Origin of the sequence: Streptomyces sp. NPDC020597, assembly GCF_044335095.1 — a bacterium.
Lineage (GTDB): Bacteria > Actinomycetota > Actinomycetes > Streptomycetales > Streptomycetaceae > Streptomyces.
Window position 1 is genome coordinate 41329 of the sequence record NZ_JBIRUL010000041.1, and the last position, 11885, is coordinate 53213.

The 11885-nt window shown below is 73.3% G+C and carries 12 protein-coding genes; 4 read left to right on the forward strand and 8 right to left on the reverse strand.

Annotated features, from left to right (window positions below):
* Window positions 1–82 precede the first annotated feature (82 nt).
* Window positions 83–1099: an ABC transporter ATP-binding protein gene (locus ACH4ZA_RS37220; protein ID WP_319279984.1), complete on the forward strand. Its 1017-nt coding sequence runs from the start codon at window positions 83–85 to the stop codon at window positions 1097–1099.
* A gap of 280 nt (window positions 1100–1379) precedes the next feature.
* Window positions 1380–2201 carry an ABC transporter permease gene (locus ACH4ZA_RS37225; RefSeq protein ID WP_398433525.1) on the forward strand — a complete coding sequence of 274 codons (822 nt, stop codon included), beginning with the start codon at window positions 1380–1382 and terminating at the stop codon, window positions 2199–2201.
* A gap of 44 nt (window positions 2202–2245) precedes the next feature.
* Here the strand turns inward: ACH4ZA_RS37225 and ACH4ZA_RS37230 are convergent, their stop codons facing one another.
* From ACH4ZA_RS37230 to ACH4ZA_RS37240, 3 genes are all read right to left on the reverse strand, one after another.
* Entirely contained in the window at window positions 2246–2833 is a 588-nt protein-coding gene (locus ACH4ZA_RS37230) for an NAD(P)H-dependent oxidoreductase (RefSeq protein WP_319279983.1), read from the reverse strand.
* Between the two features lie 122 nt (window positions 2834–2955).
* Entirely contained in the window at window positions 2956–4266 is a 1311-nt protein-coding gene (locus ACH4ZA_RS37235; protein ID WP_398433520.1) for an amidase family protein, read from the reverse strand.
* 112 nt (window positions 4267–4378) lie between these two features.
* Entirely contained in the window at window positions 4379–4897 is a 519-nt protein-coding gene (locus tag ACH4ZA_RS37240) for a DUF6668 family protein (RefSeq protein WP_319279981.1), read from the reverse strand.
* 213 nt (window positions 4898–5110) lie between these two features.
* On the opposite strand from ACH4ZA_RS37240, the gene ACH4ZA_RS37245 reads away from it, so the two are divergent.
* Window positions 5111–6784: a tetratricopeptide repeat protein gene (locus ACH4ZA_RS37245; protein WP_398433521.1), complete on the forward strand. Its 1674-nt coding sequence runs from the start codon at window positions 5111–5113 to the stop codon at window positions 6782–6784.
* Window positions 6785–6895: 111 nt separating this feature from the next.
* Here ACH4ZA_RS37245 and ACH4ZA_RS37250 read toward each other — a convergent pair whose 3' ends face one another.
* The 4 genes from ACH4ZA_RS37250 to ACH4ZA_RS37265 all read right to left on the reverse strand — a co-directional run bounded on the left by ACH4ZA_RS37250 (window position 6896) and on the right by ACH4ZA_RS37265 (window position 10665).
* Window positions 6896–7849, reverse strand: coding sequence for a M28 family metallopeptidase (locus ACH4ZA_RS37250; RefSeq protein ID WP_319279978.1), 954 nt, complete (start codon window positions 7847–7849; stop codon window positions 6896–6898).
* A 206-nt stretch (window positions 7850–8055) separates the two neighbouring features.
* On the reverse strand, window positions 8056–8586 hold the full coding sequence (locus tag ACH4ZA_RS37255) for a VOC family protein (RefSeq protein ID WP_398433522.1): 531 nt from the start codon (window positions 8584–8586) through the stop codon (window positions 8056–8058).
* Between the two features lie 63 nt (window positions 8587–8649).
* On the reverse strand, window positions 8650–9600 hold the full coding sequence (gene rarD / locus ACH4ZA_RS37260; protein WP_319280013.1) for an EamA family transporter RarD: 951 nt from the start codon (window positions 9598–9600) through the stop codon (window positions 8650–8652).
* 207 nt (window positions 9601–9807) lie between these two features.
* Window positions 9808–10665, reverse strand: coding sequence for an SDR family oxidoreductase (locus ACH4ZA_RS37265; RefSeq protein ID WP_319279977.1), 858 nt, complete (start codon window positions 10663–10665; stop codon window positions 9808–9810).
* Window positions 10666–10760: 95 nt separating this feature from the next.
* Here ACH4ZA_RS37265 and ACH4ZA_RS37270 point away from each other — a divergent pair, with 95 nt between their 5' ends.
* Window positions 10761–11153: a helix-turn-helix domain-containing protein gene (locus tag ACH4ZA_RS37270; protein ID WP_319279976.1), complete on the forward strand. Its 393-nt coding sequence runs from the start codon at window positions 10761–10763 to the stop codon at window positions 11151–11153.
* Between the two features lie 31 nt (window positions 11154–11184).
* Here the strand turns inward: ACH4ZA_RS37270 and ACH4ZA_RS37275 are convergent.
* Window positions 11185–11885, reverse strand: a 701-nt coding sequence (locus ACH4ZA_RS37275; protein WP_398433523.1) for a thiamine pyrophosphate-dependent enzyme, incomplete at its 5' end; no start/stop codon positions are given.

Here is an 11885-nt window from a genome sequence, read left to right on the forward strand (position 1 = left end):
ACGCACTGACAGGGTGCGGGAACAGCGCGGTCGGCGCCCTCGGGTCGAGGGCGCCGCGGGGAGGAAGCCGGTGAGGGAGTCCATGGACGACGTCGACGCAGTGGCCCACGTCGACGCAGCCATCCGGGACGACGATGACGCCGCCGCCGAGGGCGACGCCGACGAAGCCGTCATCCGCACCCGCGCCCTCACCAAGCGCTACCGCGGCGGACAGCTCGCCGTGGACGGTCTCGATCTCACCGTCCCGGCGGGCAGCGTCTTCGGCTTCCTCGGGCCCAACGGCTCGGGCAAGACGACCACCATCCGCATGTTGATGGGGCTCATCGAGCCCACGTCCGGCACGGCCCGCGTCCTGGGGCAACCCATGCCGCGGGCCGTCCGGGCCGTGCTGCCGCACGTCGGGGCCCTCATCGAGGGGCCTGCCCTCTACGGCTTCCTCTCCGGCCGGGACAACCTGCTGCGGTACGACGCGGCCGATCCGACGGCGGACCCGCGCACCCGGCGTGCGCGGGTCGGGGCGACGCTGGACCGGGTGGGGCTGACGGCCGCCGCGGGCAAGAAGGCGAAGGCGTACTCCCTCGGCATGAAGCAGCGTCTGGGGCTCGCGGCGGCCCTGCTGCAGCCCCGCCGGCTGCTCGTCCTCGACGAGCCGACGAACGGGCTGGATCCGCAGGGCATGCGGGAGATCCGTTCGCTGATCCGGGAGTTGGCGTCGGAGGGCACGACCGTCTTCCTCTCCTCGCACCTGCTCGACGAGATCGAGCAGGTGTGCACCCATGCGGCGGTGATGGCTCAGGGCCGGTTGATCGTGCAGGGCCCGGTGGCGGATCTCGCGGCGGGGACCCGCGGCCGGCTGGTCGTGACGACCCCGGACCCGGCGGACGCGGCCCGGGTGCTGAAGGAGCAGGGCCTGGCCGACGTCGTCGCCGGCGAGGACCGGGTGAGCGCGGAGCCGCCGCCACCGGACCGCGACCCGGCCGACCTGAACACGGCGTTGGTGACGGCGGGCGTCCGCGTCCGCGGCTTCGCCGTCGAACGGGCCTCCCTGGAGGACGCGTTCGTGGCACTCACGGGGGAGGGCTTCGATGTCGCGGGCTGAAACGGAACCGGTGGACGACGGCCACCGCCCCCGAACCGCCGGAACGAATCCGACAGGCCCTCAGCCGGAAGCCCCCCGGCCCCCGTCCCTGTCCCCGTCCCGGCCCCCGACCCCCTCCCCGTCCAGGGCCCCATCGCCGTCCCTGTCCCGAGCCCCATCGCCGTCCCCGTCCCGGACCACGTCACGGTCCTCGGCCCCGCCCGCGTCCCCGGACCCGTCCTCGTCCTCGTCCTCGTCCCAGCTTCAGTCCCGGCCGCGTTCGTGGACCTGGACTCTCGGACTGTTCCGCAGCGAAGTGCTGACGACCTTCCGGCGCTGGCGCACCCTGGCCCTGCTGGGCGTGCTGGCGGCCGTGCCGGTCCTGGTCGGGATCGCCGTGAAGCTCGAGACCGGTGACGGCGGCTCAGGCGGCGGGGGAGGAGGCGGCGAAGGGCCCGCGTTCATCGCGCAGGTCACCAACAACGGCCTGTTCCTGGTCTTCACGGCGCTGGCCGTGACCCTGCCGTTCTTCCTGCCCATGGCGATCGGCGTCATCGCGGGCGACGCGATCGCCGGCGAGGCGAACGCGGGCACCCTGCGCTACCTCCTGGTCGCCCCGGCCGGCCGCTCCCGCCTCCTGCTCGCCAAGTACGCGACCGTCATGACCTTCTGCCTCGTCGCCACCCTCGTGGTCGCGCTCTCGGCGCTGACGGTCGGCGCGCTGCTCTTCCCGCTAGGCGATCTGACGACGATCTCCGGCACCCGGATCGGCTTCGGGGACGGACTGCTGCGGGCGCTGCTGATCGCCCTGGTCGTGGCGGTCTCCCTGATCGGCGTCGCGGCGCTCGGCCTGTTCGTCTCGACGCTCACCGGCAGCGGCATCGCGGCGATGGCGACGACCGTCGGCCTGCTGATCACCGTCCAGATCCTCGACCAGATCCCCCAGCTCGACGCGCTGCAGCCGTACTTCTTCTCGCACTACTGGCTGTCCTTCGCCGACCTCATGCGCGAGCCGGTCTACTGGGACGACCTGCGGAAGAACCTCGGCCTCCAGGCGCTGTACGCGGCGTTCTTCGGCTCGGCGGCCTGGGCGCGCTTCACGACGAAGGACGTCACGGCGTAGCGGGCGCGCCGCAAGCGGTGTTCCCACGCCCCTCCAGCGGTCCTTCAGCGGGTCGCGTCCGGGAAGCGGGCGAGCGGGGTGTCCTGCGCGAAGAACGTCTTCGCCCGTGCCAGCGCCTGCGTGTCGTTCAGGACGTCGCCGGGCTTGCTGCCGTTGCCGAGCAGCACCCCGCCGAAGCGCATCCCCAGGTACGCGGCCGAGTTGCGGAGCGTGCCGACGAGCGGGTCGGCGACCGAGGGCTGATCGTCCGCCAGCACGGTGACGCCCCACAGGGTGCGCCCCGCCAGTGTCGCCTTGAAGTCGAGGCCGGGGGTGCGCAGCCAGCCCGACCAGTGGTCGAGGTAGCGCTTGGTCTGCGCGGAGACCGAGTACCAGTACAACGGGGACGCGATCACGATGTCCGTCGCGGCCAGCGTGGCGTCGAGCAGCAGGGCGGCGCTGCCCTCGGTCGGTCGGACGTGGTCGACGTCATGACGCTGGTCGGCGAAGTCGGGCAGGGGATGCTCCACGAGGCTGATCCATGTCTGCTCCACATCGGACGGCAGCTGCTCCGCCGCCGCGCGGGCCAGGGACTCGGTGTTGCCGTCCGGGCGGCTGCTGCCCAGCACGAAAAGGACGGTGCGTCGCGTCATGACTGATCCCCCAGTGATCGGTACGTGGTGAAAGGTGCACGGTGCGGGTTCGGCACCGACAACAGTATGCGCCTGCATTAAATGTGTACGCAAGTATATTGGGAGGGAGTGCCGCGGGGGTGTCAGCTCTCGGCGGCCCGGGCGACGGCCAGCAGCGCCGCTTCGGCGCCGTGGGCCGCGATCACCTGGAGCCCCAGCGGACAGCCGTCCGTGCCGATCCCCGCGGGGAGACTGATCGCCGGGTGACCGCTCAGGTTGAACGCCCAGGTGAGCGCCGTCGAATACCGGTCGCCCGGGCCCTCGTGACCGTGCGCGGGGTTCGGGGTGGTGGGCGTCAGCAGCAGATCCGCCCGGGAGAAGAACGCGGCCAGCAGCCGGTCGTTCGCCGCGCGGACGCGTTCGGCGGGGTCGCGGTCCGCGCCGGACGCGCGCAGCGCCAGCCAGGCCGGAGCGGGGTCCTCCAGACGCGGCGGGGCCACGGAGGGCGACAGCCGGACGGCTCCGCGCGCGCCGAGACGCTGGGCGGCGGCCCGGGCGAGGGCGACCGGCTCGGGGTCGGGGCCGGCGAATCCCAGATCGGGGGAGAAGACGGCGACGGGCGGTTCGGGATTCGCTCTTTCGGGCATTTCGGAAGCAGCTTCCCCGGCAGCGATCCGCCAGTACGCCGCGGCGTCCACCGCGTGCCGGACGATCACACCGGGTGCCGCCAGCCCTGTAGGGTCCCCGGCCCGTCCTTCCGTACGCTCCCGCCCCGCCGGCTCCGGATCCCGCCCACGCCCCTGCCCCTGCCCCGGTCTCTGCTCCCGCTCCCTCCCTTGCTCCCGGTCCCTCTCTTGCTCCCGGTCCTCCCGCTGCTCCCGGTCCTCCCCCTCGTCCCGTTTCGCGGGCCGGCGGCGGGCGTTGGTGGTCTTCAGGCCGGTCACCCCGCACCACGCGGCCGGGATGCGGATCGACCCGGCGCCGTCGCTGCCGGTCGCGAGCGGGACCAGGCCGGCGGCCACCGCTGCCGCCGCGCCCGCCGAGGAGCCGCCGGGCGTGCGGTCGGCCCGCCAGGGATTGACCGTGCGGCCGTGGGCGCCGAGTCCCCACGTCTGCCAGGGCGTCCCCGCGCCGGGCACGGCGGTCGCCCCCATCGGCACACAGCCGGCGGCGATCAGCGGGCCCGCCGTACGCAGCCCGTACCGCCCCTTCACGCCGATCGGCACCCCGGCCAGCGGAAGCCGCTCACCCGCGGCGATCCGCGCGTCGACCCGACGCGCGGCCGCACGGGCCCGTTCCTCCCACACCTCGGCGAAGGCGCACAGGAAGCGGTCGGCCCGGGCGATCCGGTCGAGCGCCTCGTCGGCGACGTCCGTCGCCCGGAGCAGCCCCGTCCGCACGGCCTCGGCGAGCTCCACGGCTGCGGGCCACTCCCAGGTTCCCGCCGCCCTCATCCCGCCGCCCTCATCCCGGCCCCTGCCCGGCCCGCCGCCCTCATCCCGGCCCCTGCCCGGCCCGCCGCCCCGCCCGGCCCGTGCCCGCTCTGCGGGGCCGGCCCGTGTCCGCTCAGCGAGTTCGTCCGGCCAACGCGCCGGTGAGGCGGGACAACGGCTGGGTCTCCCGCGGCGGGTTGCCGGTCAGGTCGCCGAGCCGCCAGTTGGCCACCCACGGCACGCGGTGCACGTCGATGACCGATTCGATCGTCCGGGCCCGCTCGGCGAGCGGTCGCGGCAGCCGTCCCGGCGCGTCCGCCACGAGGACCACCGCCGTCAGGTCGAGTCCCTGCGGGGCGTCTCCGCGCCGGAACGCCTCCAGTGCGCGGAGGGCGCACTCCAGCCCCGTCGCATGGGTGCGAGCGACCAGCAGGACGGACGGCGGGTCGCCGGGGCCGGGCCAACCGCGCCCGCAGTCGTGGCCGCCGTAGACCGCCGCGAGCGTGGTGCTGCCCGCCCCGCCGTGCGCGGCGACCCAGGAGAAACACGGGGGCGTGGCGGCCGCGGGGTGGAGCGGCGGCGCCGGATCCGGTGCGGGCACCGGACCGCGGATCCAGATCTCCGGCCCGCGCTGCCCGTCCGTCGTCCACATCCCCGTGTTCCTCCCGGTCGTCGCCGCTGCTCCGGGTCGCTCGGTTCCGGCCGGTTCCCGGCGTGCCCCGAGAGGGGACGTGGGTTCCTGGAACGAGGCTGTGACGTCGTGGTGACGTGAGGACCGGGAGCGCTCGGAGAGACTCAACAGTACGTGTACATGTATGCGTACGTGGACGACCGGAGCGTGACGGCGCATCCGAGTGAGGAACCGATGTCTCGACTCAGCCGCGAGAAGAAGCGCGAACAGAAGCACGCCGGCCACCCGGTCGCCGTGGCGCCGCTCGACGTCCACGTCCGCGGGGGCGGGGCGGCGACGATAGGCGGTGTGCCGGTCGCGGCGGTCGACGGCGAGGAGATCCAGCGCGCCGTTCTCGGCCACCTGCACCGCATCGCCCTCGCCACCGGCCGGTCGGTGCTCGCCACCGTCCACGACGAACGCATCGGTTACGTCGTCCCCCTGCGCGTGGACCCGGACGGCTCCAGCCACTTCGCGGCGGAGCCCCTGCGCGCACCGGCGGCCCCGACTGCGGCTCCGGCTCCGGTGGGCGTGGCCCCGACCCCGGCGGCCGAGGCCTCCGCTCCGGCGGGCGGGACCACGCCTCCGCCGGCCGCCGTTCGGCACGCCGCCGCCCCGCACGCCGATGTTCAGCCGACCGTCCCCAGGGCGTCCCCGACGGCGACTTCCGCGCCTGTCATGCCGGTCGCGCCGGACATGCCGGTCGAGCCCGTCGCGCCTGCTGCTTCCGCCGTCGTCCAGGACGGACGGCCGTCCGAGCCCGGGCGGGACGGCGACACGCATCTCCTGCGGCCGGTGTCCGGGCCGGTGCGTGACATGACCCCCACGTTCCCCTTGCGCACGGTGCCGGAGGCGGTGCCGGAGGCGGAGACGGCGGAGGCGGTACGGACGCCGGGATCGGATTCGGCCCCCACGTACGCACTCCGGGCCGTACCGGAGTCGGCCCCCGAGCCGGACGGCGCGGCGGGTTCCGAGCCGGACCACGCGGGAGCCCCGGGTGACGTTCCGGCCCCCGGCACGGTCGCCGCCCCGACCGGTGTGTTCGGCCCGCCCCCGGCCATGGACGAGCAGCCGGACCCGGAAACCGTCACCCCGTCCCCGTCCCCGTCCCCGTCCCCGTCCCCGTCCCCGTCCGCGACAGCGTCCCCGACGTCGTCCCCGGTGCCGCATCCGGCGCCGGACCCGGCGCCGAACCCGCCCTCGGTTCCGATTCCGCTCCCGCTTCCGGTCTCCGCCGCCCCGTCAGCGTTCACCTCGGCCTCCAGCCCCACGCCGTTGGTCCCCGAGGGCCTCATCTCCGTCCCGGGCCTGGACCCCGACCCCAAGCCCACCCCCGCCCGGGGCTTCGACGCGGTCGCGGAGGCGGTGCTCGGGGACGATCCCCGCACCCTGGCGGGCCCTGACGGAGCGCCCGCGCTCCTCGCCGAGCCGATCGCGCGGATCAACGAGGCCGTACGGGCGGGCCGGACGGACGTCGCGTCCGGCCTCGCGGAGCGGACCGTCCTGGAGGCGTCCGGGACGCTGGGGCCGGAGCACCCCGAAGTGCTCCGGCTTCGCGAACTCACCGCCTACATCTCCTACTTGGCGGGTGACCCGCTGCGGGCCTTCCATCTCTCCCTCGAGCTGGCCCGCATCCACCGCCGGGCCCGGGACGCGGAAGGCGCGTACGGCAACGTCCAGAGCGCGGCCGCGGCCTGGCGTGCCGTGCGCGACCCCTTCCAGGGCCTCAACCTGGGGACGGAACTCCTCGGTCTGTGGACGGAGCTCACCGCCGAGGAGGGCCCCGCCGCGGACGACGTCGAGGAGCTGGAGTCGGCCCGCGCGCGGATGCTCCGGCTGGCCGCACGCGCCCGCAGGTCGGGCGGGTAGCGACCACGACCGGCCGGGGCGCGACCCGCCCGGCCCGCCGGGCAGCGGCACGACCCGCCGGGGCGCGACACGGGCCGCGCCCCGGTCAGGACGGCGGGGCCGGAACCCCCGTCAGGACGACAGCGTCCAGACGGCGTACGCGGCTGCGTCCGCGTTGCGGTTCAGGGCCGTGTCGTCGATGTTGGCGGAGGTGTCGCAGGACGAGTGGTAGCAGCGGTCGAAGGCCCGACCGGACGTGCCGCCCCACTTGGCCGCCTGCGCCGCCGTCTTGGTGTAGTCGGCGCCGCTGAACAGACCGCCCACCGGCACGCCGACGTTCTTGAAGGGGGCGTGGTCGGAGCGGCCGTCGCCCTCGGTCTCGATCTCCGTCGGGACGCCGATGCCGGCGAAGTAGTCCTTGAAGGTCTTCTCGATGGTCGGATCGTCGTCGTAGACGAAGTAGCCGGGGTTCGGCGAACCGATCATGTCGAAGTTGAGGTAGCCGCTGATACGGGCGCGGTTCGCCGAGGACAGGTTGTTGACGTAGTAGCGGGAGCCGACCATGCCCAGTTCCTCCGCGCCCCACCAGGCGAACCGCAGGTGCTTGGTCGGCTGGTAGCCGGTACGGGCCACGGTCAGCGCGAGCTCCAGCACGGCCGCCGATCCGGAGCCGTTGTCGTTGATGCCCGCGCCGGCCGTGACGCTGTCGAGGTGGGAGCCGGCCATGACGACCTGGCCGGTGTTGCCGCCGGGCCAGTCGGCGATCAGGTTGTAGCCGGTGCGCCCTGACGACGTGAACTGCTGGACGACGGTGGTGTACCCGGCGGCGTCCAGCTTGGCCTTCGCGTAGTCGAGCGAGGCCTTGTAACCGGCCCGGCCGTGGGCGCGGTTGCCGCCGTTGGCGGTGGCTATGGACTGCAGCTGGGCCAGATGCGCCTTGACGTTGGCCACGGGGATGTCGGGAGCGGCGGCGAGGGGCGCGGATCCGGGTGAGGGGGCCGCGCCGGCCGTCGAACCTACAGTCAGGAGCATGACAATCGAGGCTGCGCCGGCGGCCGCCGCGCGGCCGGAGACGGGGAGCTTCATGTGGGGGCTCCGAATTCCTCGGGAATCACCGGATCACAGGGATTCCACAGTGAGTGGGGTTCCAGGATCGTGAACGCTCACTGACTACGCGTCAAGAGCGCCGACGGGACACCCGGCCCCGCCGTGCGCTTTCCCGTACGCGGAAGCGGTCTGCCGCGGAAGCGGTCTCTTGTATGCGGAAACGGTCTCCTGCATGCGGAAGCGGTCTAGTGCACGCAGAACTCGTTCCCCTCGGGGTCGGCCATCACCACCCACTCACCGGACGGTTCCTTCACCTCCCGCAGCACGCTCGCCCCCAGCGCCGCCAGTCGCGCCACCTCCTCGGCCCGTCGTTCCGCACCGGGATGCAGATCCAGATGGAGCCGGTTCTTCGCCGTCTTGGCCTCCGGCACCCTCTGGAACAGCAGCCGCCGCCCGAGTCCGGTCCCGCTCTCGGGGTCGTACGGGTCGTCGGGGTGGCGCACCGCGACCAGGTCGCGGAAGGCGGGCCGGCCGTGGAACTCCACCGTCGCCGCGCCCGGCAGCGCGCCCATCTCCAGCAACCGCTCGATGAGAGCGCCGTTGTCCTCGGCCGTGTAGTGCAGCGCGGCGGACCAGAAGTCGGCCTGCGCGTGCGGGTCGGCGGCGTCGATCACGAGCTTCCAGTGCACGGGCGTGGGCGCGGCCGCCTCCGCGGGGGCCGTCCCGGTGGAGGCGGCCGGTTCGGGCGAGACCGGCGATGCGGGTGTCTGCGTCATGCCGTCCACTCAACCAGCGAGTACGCCGCGGCGCTCGAGGATCGCCCGGAAGGCGGCCGGTCGTCAGGCGTCTGCGGGGGCGGGTGTGGCCATCGACGCCTCGGTCACCTCGACGTGCCGCTTCGGGCGGCGTGCGAAGCGCCACGCGTCCGCAGTGAGCAGCGCCAGCGCGAGCCAGACCAGGCCGAAGCCGGCCCACCGCTCGGGCGGCATCGCCTCGCCGAAGTAGAGGACGCCGAGCAGGAACTGGAAGACGGGAGCCAGGTACTGCAGCAGGCCCAGCGTGGACAGCGGCACGCGGATCGCCGCCGCGCCGAAGCAGACGAGGGGGAGGGCGGTGACGACGCCGGTGGAGGCGAGGAGGGCCGCGTGCCCGGGGCCCTCGGTCGAGAACGTGGCGTGGCCGTGCGCGGAAAGCCAGATCAGGTAGGCCAGCGCCGGCAGGAACTGGACGGCGGTCTCGGCGGCCAGCGACTCGACCCCGCCGAGGCCGACCTTCTTCTTCACCAGCCCGTAGGTGGCGAACGAGAAGGCGAGGCAGAGGGAGATCCACGGCGGGCGGCCGTAGCCGACGGTCAGCACCAGCACCGCCGCGAAGCCGACGCCGACCGCCACCCACTGCACGGGCCGCAGCCGTTCCTTGAGGATCAGCACGCCCATGGCGATGGTGACCAGCGGGTTGATGAAGTACCCGAGGGACGCCTCGACCACGTGGCCGCTGTTGACGGCCCAGATGTAGACGCCCCAGTTCACGGTGATGACGGCCGCCGCGACCACCACGAGCGCCAGCCGGCGAGGCTGCCGCAGCAGTTCGCCGGCCCACGCCCAGCGCCGCACCACGAGCAGCGCGACGCCGACGAAGGCGAGGGACCACACCATGCGGTGGGCGAGGATCTCGGTCGCCCCGGCCGGTTTGAGCAGCGGCCAGAAGAGCGGCACGAGGCCCCACATCCCGTAGGCCGCGAAGCCGTTCAGCAGCCCTGTCCGGCCTTCACTCCTCGACGTCCCGACCACCACGGGCCCCTCTCTCTCGCGTCAGGCCCTCCCACGTCAGGCATGCGTGGACGACGGTAACGCCGAGCACCCCCGCCTGTCATGCCCGTATCGCCATACGGTCATGACAGGCGGGGGTGCGGTGGTACCGCCGCGGCCTCGCGCACGCGTGCGGAAGGATCTGGTGCGCGCGTGCCGAGGGGTCTCACGCACGCGTGCCGAGGCGCGTCAGCCCTTGAGCGCGAGCGCGATCGAGTCGGCGATCGGCGTCGTCGGGCGTCCGGTCAGCCGGGACAGGTCGCCGCTGGTGCCGGCCAGCTCGCCCTTCGCGATGGACGCCTCCACGCCGCCCAGGATCGCGGCGAACGGGCCCGGGAGTCCGGCGTGGGTGGTCAGGATGCCGACGAAGTCGTCGACCGAGACGGCGTTGTAGGCGATCTCCCGCCCGGTCTGCCGGCTCAGCTCGGCGGCGTACTCGGCGAAGCTCCAGGCGGTGTCGCCGCTCAGCTCGTAGGTCGCGTTCTCGTGTCCCTCGCCGGTGAGGACGGCCACGGCGGCGGCGGCGTAGTCGGCCCGGGCGGCGGAGGCGACGCGGCCCTCGCCGGCGGCCTGGGTGACGGCGCCGGTCTGCAGCACGGGGGCCAGCTGCTCGGTGTAGTTCTCGTTGTACCAGCCGTTGCGCAGCAGGACGTAGGGGACGCCGGACTCGAGGAGCGCCGCCTCCGTGCCCTTGTGGTCGTCGGCGAGGGCGGCGGTCAGCGACCCGGGGGCGCTGGTGTAGGCGAGGAGGGCGACGCCCGCGGCCCTGGCGGCGTCGATGACGACCTTGTGCTGGCCGACACGGCCCTTGTCGAACTCGTTGCCGGAGACGAGGAGGACCTTGTCGCCGGCGGCGAAGAGGCCGTCGAAGGTCTCGGGGGCGTTGTAGTCGGCGACGGCGAGCCTGACGCCGCGGGCCGCGAGGTCGGCGGCCCTGGCCTCGTCGCGCACCACGGCTGTTATCTGCTCTGCCGGGACCTTCTCCAGCAGCTGCTCGACGACGTGACGGCCGAGGTTTCCGGTGGCTCCGGTGACGACGATGCTCATGTCTCAGACACTCCTGGTGGGGGTTGCGGGGATGCACTAACTCTAAGGAGTGCGCTAACTGAGCGAAAGTACCCACTTTGAAGTAAGGTACTTGCATGGCAGTAAGTACCCCGAGGGGCGACGACGACACGATGTGCCCGCACCGTCGGGTCCTGGAGCACCTGACCAGTCGCTGGGGCGTTCTCGTGCTGATCCGCCTCCTCGACCGCTCGTACCGGTTCAGCGAACTGCGCAGGGCGATCGGGCAGGTCAGCGAGAAGATGCTGACCCAGACCCTGCAGAACCTGGAGCGGGACGGCCTGGTCCACCGCGACGCCAAGCCGGTGATCCCGCCCCGCGTCGACTACTCCCTCACCGACCTCGGCCGGGAGGCCGCGGAGCAGGTGCGCGCCCTGTCCGGCTGGACGCATCAGCGCATGCCCGACGTGGAGAAGGCCCGCCGGGCCTACGACGAGGCCCGGGACCACCGGTCCCGGGCCCGCTACTAGCCGCTTACCGCGTCCGCCCGCGCGGTACGCCTCAGCCGGTGACGGTCCAGGTGTCGCTGCCGGTGAGCAGCGCGCCGAGGTCGCCCTTGCCGTGCTGCTCGATGGCGGTGTCGAGCTGGTCCGCCATCAGCGTGTCGTAGACGGGCCGCTCCACTGAGCGCAGTACGCCGATCGGGGTGTGGTGGAGGGTGTCGGGGTCGGCGAGGCGGGAGAGGGCGAAGGCGGTGGTCGGCGACGCGGCGTGCGCGTCGTGGACCAGGACGTCCGCCTCGTTCTCGGGCGTCACCGCCACCACCTCCAGGTCGCCGGTCGCCGGGTCGCGCACGACCCCCTTGGCCAGATCCGCCCCGAACCGGATGGGCTGCCCGTGCTCCAGCCGGATCACCGCCTCCTCGGCGGTCTCACGGTCCTTCAGGGCGTCGAACGCCCCGTCGTTGAAGATGTTGCAGTTCTGGTAGATCTCGACCAGTGCGGTGCCGGGGTGGGCGGCCGCCTGCCGCAGCACGTTGGTGAGGTGCTTGCGGTCGGAGTCGACGGTGCGGGCGACGAAGGAGGCCTCCGCTCCGATGGCGAGCGACACCGGGTTGAAGGGCGAGTCCAGAGAGCCCATCGGCGTCGACTTGGTGATCTTGCCGACTTCGGAGGTCGGGGAGTACTGGCCCTTGGTGAGGCCGTAGATCCGGTTGTTGAAGAGCAGGATCTTGAGGTTGACGTTGCGGCGCAGGGCGTGGA